Consider the following 17,390-nt stretch of genomic DNA (forward strand, 5'->3'; position numbering starts at 1 on the left):
TCTGGTCATACTAGCAATATATCGCCAAATATAGCTTTAAATTTAAAATGCTATTTTAAATTTAAAAACACTTATCCACAAGATAATCGATTTCAAATTTGAATTTAAAATAAAGAATTAATACGTGGATTAAAGCTTGCGGAAAAATACTATCTTATTCACATAAAAATTATGGATAACTTTAGAGTTATCCACATCTCTGATCAGGCTTTCTAGATGCTTGAAGCAATATTATTCACGTATTATTTAGCGTATTAGACCAAGTTTCTTATAAGCTATTGAAAATTTAAAATTTAGTTTTAGCAGCTTTTTATTTATTTTTGAGATATTGGATCTTCTGAATAAGCGATTTATTATTTTTTAGTCGAATCCACCTAAAGTATTCGATCTGTTTTTATTACACGCATCTTTAAATACCACTTTGACTGATCCAGTTTTCACCTAGTGTCGTGAACTGCATGCAAACTTCTCATCGTATAAAGAACGTCTTTCTACCTCACTTTCCTATTCAAAAATTATTTTAGAAGTTCTGATGCAGATCATTTTTATAACGATAGATTCACTCCAGATTTCAGGTATTCTCCCGAGTTGGTAATCTCTATACATAAACCCTTTCTTAGAGTCGATTTGGCTTACTCAACTTGGCTTTTTAAAACCTAAATGAACCCGTTCCATATCTAAAAATCGGTCCAAAATTACTTTATTTTGCCTAGCTCACAGGATATGAGTAAAAAAATTGGTCTAAAAAAAGCGCCTCGAAAGGCGCTTTTTTATATCTGATTTTATCCTGAAGGGTTATGCATCAATATCTGCATTCAAGGCATTTTCTTCAATGAAAGCACGACGTGGTTCTACGTCATCGCCCATCAAGCAAGAGAACATACGATCCGCTTCAATCGCATCGGTAACTGTCACTTGCAGCATGTTACGGTTGTCTGGATCCATGGTGGTTTCCCATAACTGTTCCGCATTCATCTCGCCCAGACCTTTATAGCGCTGGATCATCATGCCACGACGTGAGTCCTGCAAGATATGTTGCCAAACCTGATGGAAATTGCTGACCTGAATCTTGCGTTCGCCTTTTTGCAAATATGCACCATCTTCAAGCAGACTAAACCAGCTCTTTGAATTCTTTAATAAACGTGCATATTCACTTGAACCTAACAGTACTGAGTCTAACAGGTAGCTATGTGGCAAGTTATGTACATAGATCGTGATACGTGGCAACCAGCTTGCAGTTTTTTGACCATCTGCCAGTTCTTTTTCAAAACGCTCCAGGGTTAATTCTGGACGTAATGTTGGCTGAATGGCTTCAATCGCTGCACGCAGATTCTCACCCCATGTTTCCACATAGGTTTTGTCTTCCAGCTGATCCAGCTTAAAACCTTCCAGTGAAAGTAGTGCATCAAGCAGACTCGCAGGATAACGCTGGGTCAAACGTGCCAAGCTCTTCTGGGAAGTCTGATAATCAGCAATCACATTCGCCAGTGCTTCACCACGAATCGCAGGTGCTTCTGCACTGATATGCAGTTCCAGCTCATCAATCGCATTCGAAATTAGGTAAGTTTCCAGTGCATCATTGTCCTTGATGTACTGTTCCTGCTTGCCTTTTTTCAGCTTGTACAGTGGTGGCTGGGCAATATAGATATGACCACGTTCCACAAGTTCTGGCATTTGACGGAAGAAGAAGGTCAACAGCAGCGTACGGATGTGTGAACCATCGACGTCAGCATCGGTCATGATGATGATTTTATGATAACGCAGTTTGTCCGGATTATATTCCTCACGACCAATACCACAGCCGAGTGCGGTAATCAGCGTACCAACTTCAGCAGAGGAAATCATGCGGTCAAAACGGGCACGTTCCACGTTCAGGATCTTACCTTTCAGCGGTAAAATCGCCTGCATTTTACGGTTACGACCTTGCTTGGCTGAACCACCTGCAGAATCACCCTCGACCAGGTACAGTTCAGACAAAGCTGGATCTTTTTCCTGACAATCGGCCAGTTTACCTGGAAGACCGGCAATATCCAGCGCACTCTTACGACGTGTCATTTCGCGTGCTTTACGCGCTGCATCACGCGCACGTGCTGCATCAATGATCTTGCCAGCAATCGCTTTGGCTGCTTGTGGATTTTCCAATAAATATTCAGAAAATGCCTTGTTCATGGCCTGTTCAACAGCCGTTTTCACTTCACTCGACACCAGTTTTTCTTTGGTCTGTGAAGAGAATTTTGGATCAGGTACTTTGACTGACACGATGGCAGTCAGGCCTTCACGCGCATCATCACCCGATACCGCAACTTTTTCCTTTTTCAGGATATTTTCGCTGTCCATGTAGTTGTTTAAACCACGGGTCAACGCAGCACGGAAACCGGCCAAATGCGTACCACCATCCTTTTGCGGGATGTTGTTGGTAAAGCAACGTACATTTTCCTGATAAGAATCATTCCACTGCAATGCGACTTCTACCGTAATACCGTTATCGGCCTGTGCAGCAGTGAAATGGAAAATATCATTCAGGTGAGTTTTGCCTTCGTTAATATATTTAACGAACTCAGACAGACCACCTTCATAATCAAAGACATGCTCGGCATTAATGCGTTCGTCACGCAGCACAATACGCACACCTGCGTTCAGGAACGACAGTTCACGCAAACGACGCGCCAAAATATCAACATTAAAAATGGTCTGACTAAAAGTCTCGGCACTTGGCCAGAAACGGACACGAGTACCGGTTCTATCGGTATCGCCCACTACTTTTAATGGATATTGAGAATCGCCATGACGGTATTCTTGTTCATGAATTTTACCGGCACGGTGAATGGTCAATTCGAGTTTTTCAGACAGTGCGTTGACTACGGAAACACCGACACCATGCAGACCGCCAGACACTTTATAACTGTTGTCGTCGAACTTACCACCGGCATGCAGAATGGTTAAAATCACCTCTGCTGCAGACACACCTTCTTCAGGGTGAATGTCGGTCGGAATACCACGACCATTATCAGAAACTGAAACCGATTCATCTTCATGGATCGTCACTATAATTTCATCACAGTGGCCTGCCAAGGCTTCATCAATCGAGTTGTCGACTACTTCAAACACCATGTGGTGCAGGCCTGTACCATCGTCTGTATCACCAATGTACATGCCCGGACGCTTACGGACTGCGTCTAAACCACGTAATACCTTGATGCTAGAGGAATCATAAGCCTTTTCAATGGTTTGTTCTGTTTGAGAAGCAGCTTGATCTTCTGAACTCATGGTTTCTCCCTAGTGAAAAATAGGTCTATCCAAAGATGGGTAAAACTCAAAAAATATTATTGCACAACTTGAACTGTACCGTTTTCAACACTGAATAACTGATATGAGATAGACAAATCATGTAAGTGCTTTTGTACTGATTCATGGTCTAAGGTGGTAATAAAAACTTGACTACCAAGTTGGCTCAATCGCTCAATTAAACGTTGTTGTGCGGTTAAATCTAATTCTGCTGTCACATCATCTAATAATACCACAGTTTCCTTATTACAAGAATGGAGCATTGCGATTTGCGACAGTTTTAGTGCGATCATCAGCAGCTTTTTCTGTCCGCGCGACAGGATCACATCGGCATCACCCATCGGGGTCTTTAACCGCAAATCTGCGCGATGTGGACCATATTCGGTATAGCGTCGCTCACAGTCTTTTTCATGCTGGTTGGTCAGGTCATTTAGCAGGCCGGTTTCACTATGAAAGCCCGGGCTGTATTCCAGACTGACTTGCAGGTCAGGTAATAACTGTTTCAGATCATTTTCAAAAAATGGCTTCCATTGTTCTACGATCCCGACACGTTGCGAATGTAAAATTTCACCATATTCACTGAGCATCTGGTTCCACGGTTCTAGATCTGACAGGCTGAGAAAGCGTTTGCTTTTGAGCAGACTGTTGCGCTGTTTCAGCGCACGGGAATAATATTGCCAAGCATGATAAAACTCTGGTTCCACGTGGAACATTAACCAGTCAAGCAATTGACGTCGTGGTTTGGCTCCATGATCAATAATATCGGTGCTTTGCGGGTCAATCAGCTGCAAGGGTAACAGTTTGGCCAATTGCCCCTGAGTTGCCACCAGATCACCATTGACCTTGATCAGCTGCTCCCCGCTGGCCATTTTTTGCATGCCAATTTTTTCAGTCGCAGATTGCGCGAACACAATCGCGTCCTGTGCGCCATGCTGGATATAATTTTTGGGGATATGGGTACGGAAAGAACGACCGGCAGCCAGTAAATGAATCGCCTCTAAAATCGAGGTTTTACCTGAACCATTTTGGCCATAAAAAACATTAAACGGCTGCAATCCGTGGAGAGCAACCGTCTTTAAATTCCGTACACGCTCAATATGTAAACGCGTAATATGCATGTCTTATATGAGTATCAAGAGCCGCAGCTTAAACACGCATCGGCATGACGACATAAGTTTGATCGGTATGTGCCGGATCCTGTACCAGGACCGACTGGTTGGCTTCAGTCATGGTCATCGATACATCATCGCCATCCAGTACACCCAGCACTTCAATCAGATACTGTGCATTGAACGACATCTCTAGTGGTGAATCTGCATATTGAATCGCCAAATCTTCAATGGCTTCATCCTGCTCTGGGTTATTGGCGCGAAGTTGCAAAGAATCAGCATTGAAATTTAGAAATACACCACGCAGCTTTTCATTACTTAAAATCGCCACACGCTGCAAAGACTGCTTGAACACATCATGCGCGATCATTACCACTTTGTCGCCACCACGTGGAATCACACGGCGATAATCCGGGAATTTACCATCAATCAGTTTGGTGGTAAAACGTACGGTAATGTCAGCCTGTTCCTTGTCACGGCTTGGCATGTTGATGGTCACGTTTAACAGTTCACGACCAATCAACAAGGATAACTGTTCATCTTCAACGCTCAATAAACGCTGTAATTCTGCAACCGCTTTACGTGGCACAATCGCTTGAATAGGCTGGGTTGCAGTGGATTGTGCAACAGTTTCACAAAGCGCCAGACGATGGCCATCGGTGGTCACAGCACGCAGCTGATTGGCATCAATTTCCAGCAAGGTACCGGTCAGGTAAAAACGCACATCCTGCACAGCCATGGCAAAGGCAGTTTTCTCGAATAAACGCTTCAGTTCACGCTGGGTCACCGTTACTTGCGTGCCTTGGGTGTTTTCAGTATTCAGTAACGGATAATCATCAGCCGGCAAGGTGCCCAGCACAAAACGGCTGTTACCTGATTTGAGAATGCAGCGCTGATCTTCAGTAATATGCAGATCCACCAATGCGGCGGCAGGAAGTGACTTACAGATATCAATCAGCTTACGCGCAGGAACCGTGGTCTCCCCGGCCTGCAAACATGCACCTTCAGCCAGCGCGGTACTGGCCACCAGCTCAACTTCCAGGTCAGAACCGGTCACCGTCAATGCTTGCGCAGTCACCTGAATTTTCAGGTTAGATAAGATATTCAAGGTATGGCGACGTTCAACCGCTCCTACGACATGTGAGAGAACATTCAGTAAGCTTTCTTTCGCGATTTTTAAACGCACGGTGCATTCCTCTAAAGCTGAAGATTAATATAGAAAAAGTGAATTTTTAACGGTTTACTATGCGGCAAAAGCAGCCGCATAGCAAGAATAGAATTTGAGCGATTTAGGTCAACTTTGCAACAGACGTTGCAGGTTTTTATAGTCTTCGTTAAAGATCGGATCTTCCTCACGCAGGCTCTGTACTTTCTCGCAGGCATGCATCACGGTACTGTGATCACGGCCGCCAAAGGCCATGCCAATTTCCGGGAAACTGTCACCGGTCAGCTCACGTGCCAACCCCATCGCCAACTGACGTGGACGGGCATAAATTCGGGTACGTTTCGGGCCGACAATCTCTTTCAAGGGAATGCGGAAATATTCGCTGACCACGCGCTGAATATTTTCCGTACTGATGGTCCGGGCACGAATCGCCAGTACATCTTTCAGGGATTCACGTACTACATCCAGATCGATCGGTGTGCCTTTAAAACGAGAGATCGCCACCACCTTGTTCAATGCACCTTCCAGTTCACGCACATTGGCCACCACCTGCTGGGCAATAAACAGGGCGCAGTTACGTGGTAAATCGACCTGGTTGCTTTCGGCTTTTTTCAGCAGAATTTCAATTCGGGTTTCGATATCGGGAGGTTCCACACCCACCGACAAGCCCCAGGAAAAGCGTGAAACCAGACGTGGATCCAGCTCTGTCAGCTCTTTTGGATAACGATCCGAGGTCAGGATAATCTGCTTGGATTCATCTAAAAGCGCATTGAAGGTGTAGAAAAACTCTACCAGACTGGCTTCTTTGCCGGCCAGCAAATGGATGTCATCCACCAGCAACAAATCCAGCGAACGGCAGTTTTTCTTGAACTCTTCCACTTTGCCTTGCTGCAAGGAACTGACAAAATCCTGTACAAAGCTTTCTGCAGTCATGTACATCACACGGGCATTCGGCTTGGCTTGCAGCAGTGCATTGCCTACGGCCTGCATCAAGTGGGTTTTACCCAAACCGGTTGGTCCATATAAAAATAACGGGTTGTGCTGTGAAGCACCCAGCTGGGTCAATACCTTGCGGCAGGTTTCAGCCGCCATCTGATTGGAACGGCCTTCCACAAACAGCGAGAAGGTAAATAACGGGTTTAACTGACGTTTGCGGCTATTTTTAGCCGTCTCTTCTTTTTCTTTTTTCGGTTTTGATACTGGCATCGGGGTTGAGGTCAAAGCTGCCGTGGTGGTCGCGGGCTGTTCACTGGCCGATAAAATCGCACCGGGACGGGAATCGACTAAAATTTCGACCTTGCGTACCCGTCCTTCAGACAACTGTTCTGCCAGAATCGTAATCAGTTCCAGATGATGCTCTTGAATGTAACGCGTCCAGTAAGGATTAGGTGCATATAATTTGAGAGTGTCTGTGAGCTCTTCTGCCACCAATGGTCTAATCCACATGGTAAAGACATTTCCAGAGAGCTCTTGTCGCAGGCGATTTAAGCAGTCCGTCCAAAGCATGTGAATCCCCTATTCATTCCATTGTTCATTCAAAAAACATCACCGCGACCAAAAGCGGGTCGCCATTCTAACCAAGTTATCCACATCTGTCATGGCAATTCCCGCAGAAACTGTGTAAAAAGGAATCAACACGCATAAATTTAAACTTAAAACCCGGTGTGGATAAGTTTATCCGCAAGCTGTGGATAAAATATAGCACAAAGTTATCCACAAAGTATAAAATTAATAACAACAGTTTTATCCACAATATAAGTTTATGTTTAAATAAGTAAAAAGTGGATTATCCATAGAAAAAGTGCTCCCTAATAGTAATAAATTTAAATTTATAAATTTGAATTTACTTATAAGATCCAGGATTTTTGTGGATAACTCAGAAAACTTCAAATTTAAATTTAAAACAGCAACTCAAATTCAAACCTTGGATAAATTGTGGATAACTTTGTTGATAGAGTTGTTTATAAGTTATATATTTATTATTAACAATAACTTAAACTGTGATTAACTATAAATCAGTCATTTTTCCAACTGATATCTAAAAAACCAGTATCTCGTACTTTTTTAATCTTATTTGAAAAGAAAAGTGCTTTTGCATTGACAGCTCAAGCAATGAGCACTAAAATCGCGGACCTTCATAGAAAGATCATTTTTTGGAGTTTCAATATGAAACGTACATTCCAACCGTCTGAATTAAAGCGTAAGCGTGTTCATGGTTTCCGTGCTCGTATGGCTACTAAAGCTGGTCGTCAAGTATTAGCTCGCCGTCGTGCAAAAGGTCGTCATAGCTTAACTGTTTAATCAGTTACGCTAAGACGATTTTGGGTGTTATGACAAGACTTTATAGTTTTGGCACAGAGTTGCGATTACGCTGTGCTGCCGATTATAAAGGTGTCTTTGATGGTGCGCTTTTTAAAGTGCATCAACCCCATTTCTTATTTCTTGCAAAACCTTCCGAACTGCCAAATAGCCGTTTGGGTTTAGTTGTTGCTAAGAAGAAAGTGCGCCGCGCACACGAACGAAATAGAGTAAAACGACTTGCTCGCGAAAGTTTTCGCCTGCATCAACAGCAACTAGATGACTTAGACATTGTAATCATGCCCAAAATGGGTGTTGAAGCAGTGCCTAATGTAGAATTGCACCAGCAATTACAATTTGCTTGGCAGAAACTAAACCGTCTTGCCAAAAAGCATTCAAAAATAGCCCCCTCCCCACAAAAGTAGAGTAGGCCAATGGTACGTTTACTACATTGGTTAATACGTTTCTATCAGATTGCGATTAGTCCTCTTCTTGGACCACGCTGTCGTTATATTCCAACTTGTTCTCAATATTCCTTGGAAGCAGTCCAGATGCATGGCGCTGGGCGTGGAGTGTGGCTGGCTACTAAACGTATTTGCCGTTGTCATCCGTGGGGGGGCTCGGGATATGATCCTGTTCCCTCAAAAGCGATTCGTTTTATTTCATTTCAGCAAATAGATTCTCAAACGCTTCACGTTGCTGTACCCTTTCGTGATCGTTTATTGAACCAAAATCACTCTCACCACTTGGGGTAATACATATGCAACAATGGGCCAGGATTGCAATTCTCGGAGCCATGTTTGTTGTCGCATATTTGCTCATTTTGGCGTGGCAAAAAGATTATGGAAATGCTGAAACAAAACCCCAGCAGGAAACTGCTGTTGTTTCGCATGACGTATCTGCAGATTTGCCAAATGGTCAGACGGCTACAGTTGCCTCTGATCTGCCACAAGCAAATGTGCCAGCACAGCAAGCCACGGATGCCACAGCACCTGTAAGTCAGCAGCTTATTTCAGTACAAACTGACCTTTATCACCTTTGGATCAATCCGAAGGGTGGTGATATTGTTCGTATTGAATTACTCAATCATGACAAGAACAAAGACAGCGATGAACCTTTCGTCATGCTGGAAAGCGATGCGAAACGTACTTATGTCGCCCAGTCGGGCCTGATCGGTCTGAATGGACCGGACAGCAGCCGTAACGGCCGTCCAATGTATGAGCTGGAAAAAACTGCTTATACCCTGGCAGATGCGAAAACAGTCAAATCCAAAGATGGTGAAAACCTGAAAGTATTGTCTGTACCGCTAGTGTTTAAAACCGCTGACGGGATCGAGATTATCAAGACCTTCAATTTCACTGAAGGTGAATATCCGGTCGTGGTAAATCACAAAGTGGTTAACCGCAGTGGCCAGACCTGGCAAGGTCAGATGTTCGGTCAGATCAAACGCGATAACTCGGAAGATCCAGGCAAATCTGATCAGGGAATCTTCACGCTGGGAACATTCCTGGGCGGTGCATGGGGTACCCCGGACGAGCAGTACAACAAGCTTAAATTCGACAACTTTGTTGAAGAAAAAGTCAGTACTGAAGCGACAGGTGGTTGGGTGGCAATGGTACAGCACTACTTTGTCAGTGCATGGGTTCCAGGTCAGCTGAAGTTGACTCAAGGCAATGGCGAAGCTTATAGCGCCAAGCTTGAATCACGTAAATCAACCGATAACATGAACATCATCGGTTTTACTTCACCAACGTTTAATGTACCAGCAGGTACCGTGGCTGAAATTGATGCGACTTTCTATTCAGGTCCAAAAATCCAGTCAGAGCTGAAAGATTTGGCTGCGGGTTTAAACCAGACCGTTGATTATGGCTGGTTATGGCCAATCGCGAAATTGCTATTTGTCGGTCTTGAGTTCTTCCATGGTCTGGTAGGTAACTGGGGCTGGGCAATTATTCTGTTGACCGTTCTGGTAAAAGTAATCCTGTGGCCATTGTCGTCGAAGAGCTATCGCTCGATGGCGAAAATGCGTGTGATTGCGCCAGAAATGCAACGCATGAAAGAAGAGTTCGGTGAAGACCGCATGCGCTTCTCTCAAGAAATGATGGCATTGTACAAACGTGAACAGGTCAATCCGCTTGCCGGCTGTTTACCGCTGTTATTACAAATGCCGATTTTCCTGGCCTTGTACTGGGTGTTGATGGAATCTGTGGAACTGCGTCATGCGCCATGGATGCTGTGGATTCAGGATTTGTCTTCAATGGATCCTTGGTTCATTCTGCCGTTGTTGATGGGCTTGACGATGTATATCCAGCAGTCGTTAAATCCACAACCAACTGATCCAATGCAGGCGAAAGTCTTCAAGTTTATGCCGATTATCTTTACCGTATTCTTGTTGTTCTTCCCGGCAGGCCTGGTCCTGTACTGGATCGTCAACAACTTGATCACGATTCTGCAACAAACTTTGATTAACAAGTCTGTTGCCAAAGATCGCGCGAAACGTGATGAGGCTACTCCAGTCAACTAAGTTGTACGGATAGGCTGAATAAATCCGCTTAAGATGGTAATCTTAGGCGGATTTTTTTTGGCTGTACTTTTGAGTCTTTGCAGGTGAATTTTATGCTCAACCGAACCACAACTATTGCTGCGATTGCAACTCCACCAGGACGTGGCGGCGTTGGGGTGATTCGCCTGTCAGGTCCGAAATCCTATGAAATTGCCCAGCAACTGACACAAAAAGCGCTGCCTAAAGCGCGTTTTGCCGGTTTCCGCCAGTTCTATGATGCGGCCGGCGAAGTCATGGATGAAGGACTGGCGATCTGCTTCCCGAATCCAAACTCGTTTACCGGTGAAGATGTCGTAGAGCTGCAAGGCCATGGTGGTCCGGTGATTCAGAATGCCCTGCTTGGCCGTTTGCTGGAGCTGGGCGCCACTGCTGCCAAAGCGGGTGAGTTTTCCATGCGTGCTTTTGAGAATGGCAAGCTGGATCTGGTGCAGGCCGAGGCGATTGCCGACCTGATTGATGCAACTTCGCAAGCGGCTGCACGTTCTGCGGTACGTTCACTGCAAGGGGCGTTTTCGACCAAAGTCAATGCAGTGCTTGAGCAGCTGATTCACCTGCGTTTGCATGTGGAAGCTGCGATTGATTTCCCGGAAGAAGAAATTGATTTTCTCGCAGATGGCAAGATTTTAAATCTGCTGGATGAGGTATCCAGTGCCGTCACTCAAGTACAGCAATCCGCACGTCAGGGACAGCTCCTACGTGAAGGCTTACAAGTCGTAATTGCGGGTAAACCGAATGCCGGTAAATCCTCTCTACTGAATGCGCTGGCCGGAATTGAACGCGCGATTGTGACCGATATTGCCGGTACCACCCGTGATGTCCTGCATGAAAAGATTACTTTAAATGGCTTGCCGATCACCCTCACCGATACGGCAGGCTTGCGTGAAACCGGCGATATCGTTGAAAAAGAAGGGATCCGCCGCGCGATTAAAGAAATTGAACAGGCCGATTTATTGCTCTTGGTCTATGACTTAAGCCAGGGCGAGGATCCGCTGCAACTCGCTCAAGAATATTTTGCTGAACATATAGAACCGAAACGTTTGATGCTGATTGGCAATAAATGTGACCTGACCGGTGCTGAAGCTATAATTGGCGATTTAAATGGTTTTCGGCATATCGCAGTCTCTGCCAAGCAGGAAACCGGTGTTCAAGCGCTCATAGAGGCGATTACAGCGCATGCAGGCTTCCAGCCTGAGGAAGACACCTTTATCGCACGTACCCGTCATTTAGACGCAATGAAGCGCACTCAGCTCTATCTGGCTGAGGCGCGTGAACAACTGGTGGTGTATAACGCCGGTGAGTTGGTAGCGGAGTCCTTACGTCTGGCGCAAAATGCATTGGGCGAAATCACGGGTGACTTTAGTGCAGATGATCTGCTGGGCAAGATCTTTGGATCATTCTGTATTGGTAAATAATTATTTAATAAACATCAAAAAAGCCCTCAACTGAGGGCTTTTTTTAAGCTGGTAAGCGAGATTTTTGATACGCCCACCACAGTGCAAAACACAGCAAACTAATCGTGATACAAAAGCTGATTACGGCGAAATCCAGCCCCCAGTGATCGGCCAGATAACCCACAGCAATGATAGGGACAATAGTGCCCAGATAGGCAATAAACAGATAGGTCGACATGACGGCTGCACGGTTGTCTAAGCTGGTCATTTGATGAATCAGTGCAAAAGCACCCATCAGGGCAAACCCATGGCCAATTCCAAAGCAAATATCACTGATAAAAAATAGCAGGCTGATTTTCGAATACATGCATAGTGCTAAAATGATCAGGCTCAAGCACATCATCATCAGGCCGATATTCAGACATTTAGACGCTGCGACCGCTTTGGCCATAAACTGCACGATCACTGAGACGACTAAAATACTGGTAATGGCCAGCCCACTGACCAAAGGACCATGCCAAGGTAAAATATTGCGGACAAAGGATGGTGACAGGGAAGCAAACAGGCTAAAGGCGGCAAAGGCACTAAAAGCTGTCACTGCAATAATCATAAACACCAGATGAAACTGCGATTCAGGTCGTTGCAGTTTAGGCGCCATGCTAAAGGGCTGTGCCTCAAACTTGGGTGCTTTAATCCAGAATAGGCCAATCAAACACAGCACGGCACCCAGAATAATCGGCAAATATGGCATTACCAAAGGCGCAGCGGAAAACTGCGCAATCACGCCACCGACCAAGGGTCCTAAACCAAAACCCATTGCAGTAATGATTGAAATCAGTTGTGGTGCAGTGTGTTTATGGCTTTCTGGGATGGTATGCATTAAACCCATCATGGCAGAAGTGGTCATCAGGCCCGAGGCAATCCCAATAATAAAACGGCCAATCGAGAGGATTAGTGCATTCTGGGCAAAAACGGAAATGATGAGACCTAGCGTGATCAGGGCCAGGCCAATTTGCAGGGTTCGTAAAAACCCGATGCTGTTACTGGTTCTGCCCAAAAACAACAAGGTCGAGAGGCAGCCAAACATATAGGCGACAAAAATGTAGCTGATCTGGCTGGGCAGCAAATGCCAGAGCTGTTGATAAATCGGATAAAGCGGACTGGCCAAAGCGGTGCCAATCGTTCCCATCATTAAAGCCAAGCTGACCATCAAGAACGGTCGCCAGCTGGTTGTTATTGTCATGAAAATGCCGTTATAGTGTTGATCCTTGGCCAATCCATGTCAGGGCGTAGCGAGGAAAATAGAAAGTGTCTGCAGTTTAGAATGGATACAGAAAATCGGTCAAGGTTGAATTAGTAAGATGTTTATCATTTAAAATATTTTAATTATATAAAACAATTATTTAATGTGAATAATGATGTGGTTTTAGATATATTGGAGTTAAGTATAACTTTATATATTGTGTTCCACGTGAAACATGATGAGCTTATTTAACTGGGTATAAACAGTAACATAAATGTTTGAGAAATTTAAAAGCAGAGCGATTAGAATCGAAGCATATTCTTATCCAATTCATGTAGAACATTCATGTTAAAAAAAACACTGATCATTAGTTTAAGTACATTCATTTCAAGCTTTGCATTTGCCAATATTGATACGGTACAAGCTAATTTGGCAAAAAACAGTCCCAATTTAAAAATTGAAAATATTCAGACCACCGAGATGAAAGGTATCTATAGCGGTTCCATGCAGGGCCAAGTGGTTTATCTGAATGAAGATGCCAAGCATCTGATTGCTGGTCCGATGCTGCGGATTCAGGATCAACATAATCTGACCCGTGATTTAATGCTGAAACAAAATAGTATCGACTGGAAAAAATTACCGCTTCAGGATGCTGTAAAAAGTGTAAGAGGTACGGGTAAACGTCAGATTGCCATCTTTTCTGACCCAAATTGCCCGTATTGTAAAAAGCTTGAGTTAGAGCTGAAAAAACTGAATGATTTGACGATTTATACCTTTATTCTTCCTTTAAAACCCCAGTCGGTGGCTCCTTCAAAACAGGTGTATTGCGAGTCTAATCCAGCTCAGGCATGGGAAGATCTGATTGCTCAAGGGATTCAACCTAAATCGAAAAAAACTTGTGCCAATCCGATTGAACGGAATAAAAAACTGGCTCAGTCTATGGGCGTGAATGGGACACCTGCGATTATTTTTTCCAATGGTTTTAAAGTGATGGGTGCCTATCCGGCAGAGCAGATTGAGCAGATCTTTAAAGAATTCAATTTATAAAAAAATTAAATAAAGCTATCAGTCGCTCAATATAAAAAAGCACCTTTCCGGTGCTTTTTTATTCAGGTCGTCAAATCAACCTCAGAAACATCTGAATGGTTTAGACTGTACGGCGTTTGGTGACCATATTATAAATAAACAGAATAATCACAGCACCAATCACGGAAGCAATCAGACCTGCTGCGGAATCTGCCGAATACAGACCGAGCATACGGCCACCAAAAGTCGCCAATAAGGAGCCGGCAATACCCAGTAAGGTAGTCATAATAAAACCTGCCTTATCATTACCAGGATGAATGGCACGTGCAATCAGACCTGCTACAAAACCAATGACGATCGCCACAATAATTGTCCACATATGCATACTCCTTCTTATCATGTCTTTGTTTTCACATCTGTTTAATCATCTTGAAACAAAGTCAGGATCATAAAAAGTTGAATCCTGAAACGAGATGTTATTTTTTGTTCCCGGTTTTCTCTCTATTTGAAGTATAAAAAAAGTGGCTTATGCCACTTTTTTTAACCTGATTTTAAAGACCGATTTCACCAATAAATGGCAGGTGACGGTACTTCTGGTCATAGTCTAAGCCATAACCCACGATAAATTTATCTTCAACCTCAAAGCCCATAAATTCGACCTTCAAATCGATTTCACGACGCGATGGTTTACTTACCAAAGTACACAGTTGAATCGAGTTAGGTTCACGGGTTTGCAGGATTTCGAGTACCTTGCTTAAGGTGTTGCCTGAGTCAATAATATCTTCAACCACCAGCACATCTTTACCACGGATTTCACCGTCTAAATCTTTCAGGATTTTTACATCACGTGACGATACCGTGCCACCGCCATAACTGGACACAGTCATGAAATCCAATTCATGCGGTTTTGAAATCACACGACATAAATCAGCCATAAAAATCACTGAACCACGTAATAAACCGATGAGCACAAGTTCTTTGTCACTATTGGCATAGTGTGCATTGATTTGAGCACCAAGCTCTTTGACTTTAGCTTGAATTTCTTCAGCGGAAATCATTACGCTCATTTGAACGGTCATGGGTAGATACCTAAAAAGTAAAAATAGCAAAATAAAAAAGGTGTTGACCTGCAACACCTGAATACGTCGCAATTTTAATACATCCCTAGCAGAGATGCACCTGTTTTGCTGGCTGTAAATGTAATCATTTTTTAGCCGCTGCTGAATCGCGTTTCAATAAAAAAACACAGCCCAGTGCCATTGCAGACAGGATCAAGTATTGGCGACGGCGGGATTTTTTTGTTTTATTCACTGGATGCTGCTTTGACATAAACGGCTGCTCCATAGACATAGGTGGCTGCAATATTACGGTCATCACCAAGCATGGTCAGTGCAAAAAATGCATCTTCAATATTTTTAGCTTTGCTCTGGCGTAACTGCTGTAAGGCAGTGGCATTGAGATTCAGCACCACAAAGTCGGCTTCTTTGCCAATATTAAAGTTCCCCAGGCGATCATCTAGACTCAAGGCTTTGGCACCGCCTAAAGTGGCATGATATAAGGCTTCAAAGGCAGAAAGTTTTTCACCCTGCAACTGTTGCACCTTATAGGCTTCATTCAGGGTTTGCAGCTGATTAAATGATGTTCCTGCTCCAATGTCTGTGCCTAAGCCGACTTTGACCCCTTTGTCCCAGGTTTTTTTCAGGGGAAATAAGCCACTACCCAGGAATAGATTTGAGGTCGGACAGAAAGCAATGGCTGAGTCGGTCTGATGCATACAATCCCACTCTTCATCTTCCAGATGCACGCAATGCGCGAAAACGGATTTGCTGCCGGTTAAACCATAATGATGATAAACATCCAGATAACCTTCACGTTCAGGAAAGAGTTCTTTTACCCAAGCAATTTCATTTTTATTTTCACTTAAATGGGTATGTACATAGACATCCGGATATTCGGCTTTGAGCTGTCCGGCTTTTTGTAGTTGTTTAGGTGTTGAGGTTGGTGCAAAGCGTGGAGTAATCGCATACAGGTTCCGCCCCTGTCCATGCCACTTTTCAATCAGCGCTTTAGAATCTGTATAAGCTGTTTCTGCTGTATCTGTTAATGCTTCCGGAGCATGACGATCCATCAGGACTTTACCTGCGATCAGACGCATATTGCGCGTGGTTGCTGCATTAAATAAAGCATCTACGGATTCAGGATGAACAGTACAAAAGACCAGTGCAGTCGTGGTGCCATTTTTAAGCAATTCCTGCACGAAAAATTCGGCAATTTTTTCGCTATAGGATGCATCTTGGAACTGGATTTCAGTGGGGAATGTATAGGTATTTAACCATTCCAGCAGTTGTTCACCATACGCCCCGATCATTTCGGTTTGCGGGAAATGAATATGGGTGTCGATAAACCCGGGAACAATCAATTGATCTGGATAGTGCTGTAATTCAGCGTTGATAGGAAGTCGTGACTGCCCTTCTTGCCAAGGACCAAACCACTGGATTTTACCCTCTTGAATGATGATTAAACCATCTTCTACATATCGCACTTGGTCGTGTATATCACGTGCTTGGGCAACTGTATTCTGAATGTCGAGGAAGCGACCACGGATCGCTGTCGTTGCAATTACAGAAGACATTTTAAACCTACGCTTTTTGATTTTTTCGATTGATTGTAGCTGAAAAAATTGCCATGTTTGTATGAACATTCATATTTAAATAGTGATCCCGATTCTTTTATGACCCCATCCAATTATCATGATCAATTTCAACAGATCGTGCGTGCGCAGCCGACCTTAATGCGCATCTTGCATCAGTTAGCACAATTGCACTCTGAAGCTTATGTCGCAGCGGGCGTGTTACGTCATGTGATCTGGGCGCATTTACATGGCTGGGAATATGACATGAATCATACGGAGGTCGATGTGATTTTCTATGACGAAAATGAGCAGGCTCGCGCTATAGAACAGCAACTTGCAGATCAGTTAAAAGACTATTTTCCAGAGATTTGTTGGGATGTGATCAATCAAGCTTTTGTACATGAGTGGTATCGTACCAATCAAAATGAAAGTATTGGGCCTTTAACTTCAATTAGTCATGCGCTGTCATTATGGCCAGAAACTGTCACGGCCTTGGCACTGCGCCTGAAAGATGATGAGTTGGAGTTGATTGCCCCTTTCGGTTTAGCAGATTTATTTGAGTTAAAGCTGCGTTGGAATCCGAATTTAGTCAGTTATGCCGTGTTCGAACAACGCATGCTGAGCAAACAGTTTTTGCAAAAATGGCCCAAATTATCCCTGATAGAACAATAAAAAAAA

The 17,390-nt window shown here is 44.0% G+C and carries 15 protein-coding genes; 7 read left to right on the forward strand and 8 right to left on the reverse strand.

Translation table 11 applies throughout. The annotated features are described in order from the left end of the window. Positions 1–795: 795 nt before the first annotated feature. The 4 genes from gyrB to dnaA all read right to left on the reverse strand — a co-directional run bounded on the left by gyrB (position 796) and on the right by dnaA (position 7,065). A complete protein-coding gene (gyrB, locus tag NI462_RS11465) occupies positions 796–3,267 on the reverse strand; it encodes a DNA topoisomerase (ATP-hydrolyzing) subunit B (RefSeq protein ID WP_253160673.1) in 2,472 nt (823 codons plus the stop codon). A gap of 56 nt (positions 3,268–3,323) precedes the next feature. Beyond that, positions 3,324–4,403, reverse strand: a complete 1,080-nt coding sequence (gene recF, locus NI462_RS11470; RefSeq protein WP_253160675.1) for a DNA replication/repair protein RecF — start codon at positions 4,401–4,403, stop codon at positions 3,324–3,326. 28 nt (positions 4,404–4,431) lie between these two features. Then, on the reverse strand, positions 4,432–5,580 hold the full coding sequence (gene dnaN / locus NI462_RS11475; protein ID WP_253160678.1) for a DNA polymerase III subunit beta: 1,149 nt from the start codon (positions 5,578–5,580) through the stop codon (positions 4,432–4,434). 108 nt (positions 5,581–5,688) lie between these two features. Then, positions 5,689–7,065 carry a chromosomal replication initiator protein DnaA gene (gene dnaA / locus NI462_RS11480; protein ID WP_253160680.1) on the reverse strand — a complete coding sequence of 459 codons (1,377 nt, stop codon included), beginning with the start codon at positions 7,063–7,065 and terminating at the stop codon, positions 5,689–5,691. A 660-nt stretch (positions 7,066–7,725) separates the two neighbouring features. Between dnaA and rpmH the strand changes: the two genes are divergently transcribed. The 5 genes from rpmH to mnmE all read left to right on the forward strand — a co-directional run bounded on the left by rpmH (position 7,726) and on the right by mnmE (position 11,832). After that, complete coding sequence (gene rpmH, locus NI462_RS11485; protein ID WP_000831329.1) at positions 7,726–7,860, forward strand: 50S ribosomal protein L34; 135 nt, start codon at positions 7,726–7,728, stop codon at positions 7,858–7,860. A 29-nt stretch (positions 7,861–7,889) separates the two neighbouring features. Further along, the gene (gene rnpA / locus NI462_RS11490; protein ID WP_253160682.1) at positions 7,890–8,282 is read left to right on the forward strand and encodes a ribonuclease P protein component; all 393 of its coding nucleotides are present in this window, start codon (positions 7,890–7,892) and stop codon (positions 8,280–8,282) included. A 9-nt stretch (positions 8,283–8,291) separates the two neighbouring features. Continuing rightward, positions 8,292–8,612 (forward strand): membrane protein insertion efficiency factor YidD, encoded by a 321-nt coding sequence (gene yidD / locus NI462_RS11495; RefSeq protein ID WP_004281931.1) that lies wholly within the window; start codon positions 8,292–8,294, stop codon positions 8,610–8,612. A gap of 5 nt (positions 8,613–8,617) precedes the next feature. Then, entirely contained in the window at positions 8,618–10,381 is a 1,764-nt protein-coding gene (gene yidC, locus NI462_RS11500; protein ID WP_253160684.1) for a membrane protein insertase YidC, read from the forward strand. A gap of 92 nt (positions 10,382–10,473) precedes the next feature. Further along, positions 10,474–11,832: a tRNA uridine-5-carboxymethylaminomethyl(34) synthesis GTPase MnmE gene (gene mnmE / locus NI462_RS11505; RefSeq protein ID WP_253160686.1), complete on the forward strand. Its 1,359-nt coding sequence runs from the start codon at positions 10,474–10,476 to the stop codon at positions 11,830–11,832. 43 nt (positions 11,833–11,875) lie between these two features. On the opposite strand, the gene NI462_RS11510 is transcribed toward mnmE, so the two are convergent. Continuing rightward, positions 11,876–13,054, reverse strand: a complete 1,179-nt coding sequence (locus NI462_RS11510; protein ID WP_431605499.1) for an MFS transporter — start codon at positions 13,052–13,054, stop codon at positions 11,876–11,878. A 345-nt stretch (positions 13,055–13,399) separates the two neighbouring features. On the opposite strand from NI462_RS11510, the gene NI462_RS11515 reads away from it, so the two are divergent. Next, on the forward strand, positions 13,400–14,101 hold the full coding sequence (locus tag NI462_RS11515) for a DsbC family protein (protein ID WP_071851303.1): 702 nt from the start codon (positions 13,400–13,402) through the stop codon (positions 14,099–14,101). A gap of 100 nt (positions 14,102–14,201) precedes the next feature. Here the strand turns inward: NI462_RS11515 and NI462_RS11520 are convergent, their stop codons facing one another. From NI462_RS11520 to guaD, 3 genes are all read right to left on the reverse strand, one after another. Continuing rightward, positions 14,202–14,459: a GlsB/YeaQ/YmgE family stress response membrane protein gene (locus NI462_RS11520; RefSeq protein ID WP_004281926.1), complete on the reverse strand. Its 258-nt coding sequence runs from the start codon at positions 14,457–14,459 to the stop codon at positions 14,202–14,204. A gap of 172 nt (positions 14,460–14,631) precedes the next feature. Continuing rightward, positions 14,632–15,159 carry a hypoxanthine phosphoribosyltransferase gene (hpt, locus tag NI462_RS11525; RefSeq protein ID WP_004647133.1) on the reverse strand — a complete coding sequence of 176 codons (528 nt, stop codon included), beginning with the start codon at positions 15,157–15,159 and terminating at the stop codon, positions 14,632–14,634. Positions 15,160–15,383: 224 nt separating this feature from the next. Beyond that, the gene (gene guaD / locus NI462_RS11530) at positions 15,384–16,712 is read right to left on the reverse strand and encodes a guanine deaminase (RefSeq protein ID WP_253160688.1); all 1,329 of its coding nucleotides are present in this window, start codon (positions 16,710–16,712) and stop codon (positions 15,384–15,386) included. Between the two features lie 99 nt (positions 16,713–16,811). Here guaD and NI462_RS11535 point away from each other — a divergent pair, with 99 nt between their 5' ends. Continuing rightward, on the forward strand, positions 16,812–17,384 hold the full coding sequence (locus tag NI462_RS11535) for a nucleotidyltransferase family protein (protein WP_180087483.1): 573 nt from the start codon (positions 16,812–16,814) through the stop codon (positions 17,382–17,384). Positions 17,385–17,390 lie beyond the last annotated feature (6 nt).

The organism is Acinetobacter lwoffii, from assembly GCF_024129715.1.
In the GTDB taxonomy this organism is placed as follows: domain Bacteria; phylum Pseudomonadota; class Gammaproteobacteria; order Pseudomonadales; family Moraxellaceae; genus Acinetobacter; species Acinetobacter lwoffii_U.

Bases quoted from the DNA above. Each gene is read 5' to 3' on its own strand.
- gyrB (WP_253160673.1), bottom strand. From the start codon at position 3,267: ATGAGTTCAGAAGATCAAGCTGCTTCTCAAACAGAACAAACCATTGAA.
- recF (WP_253160675.1), bottom strand. From the start codon at position 4,403: ATGCATATTACGCGTTTACATATTGAGCGTGTACGGAATTTAAAGACG.
- dnaA (WP_253160680.1), bottom strand. From the start codon at position 7,065: ATGCTTTGGACGGACTGCTTAAATCGCCTGCGACAAGAGCTCTCTGGA.
- rpmH (WP_000831329.1), top strand. From the start codon at position 7,726: ATGAAACGTACATTCCAACCGTCTGAATTAAAGCGTAAGCGTGTTCAT.
- rnpA (WP_253160682.1), top strand. From the start codon at position 7,890: ATGACAAGACTTTATAGTTTTGGCACAGAGTTGCGATTACGCTGTGCT.
- yidD (WP_004281931.1), top strand. From the start codon at position 8,292: ATGGTACGTTTACTACATTGGTTAATACGTTTCTATCAGATTGCGATT.
- yidC (WP_253160684.1), top strand. From the start codon at position 8,618: ATGCAACAATGGGCCAGGATTGCAATTCTCGGAGCCATGTTTGTTGTC.
- mnmE (WP_253160686.1), top strand. From the start codon at position 10,474: ATGCTCAACCGAACCACAACTATTGCTGCGATTGCAACTCCACCAGGA.
- NI462_RS11510 (WP_431605499.1), bottom strand. From the start codon at position 13,054: ATGACAATAACAACCAGCTGGCGACCGTTCTTGATGGTCAGCTTGGCT.
- NI462_RS11515 (WP_071851303.1), top strand. From the start codon at position 13,400: ATGTTAAAAAAAACACTGATCATTAGTTTAAGTACATTCATTTCAAGC.
- NI462_RS11520 (WP_004281926.1), bottom strand. From the start codon at position 14,459: ATGTGGACAATTATTGTGGCGATCGTCATTGGTTTTGTAGCAGGTCTG.
- hpt (WP_004647133.1), bottom strand. From the start codon at position 15,159: ATGACCGTTCAAATGAGCGTAATGATTTCCGCTGAAGAAATTCAAGCT.
- guaD (WP_253160688.1), bottom strand. From the start codon at position 16,712: ATGTCTTCTGTAATTGCAACGACAGCGATCCGTGGTCGCTTCCTCGAC.
- NI462_RS11535 (WP_180087483.1), top strand. From the start codon at position 16,812: ATGACCCCATCCAATTATCATGATCAATTTCAACAGATCGTGCGTGCG.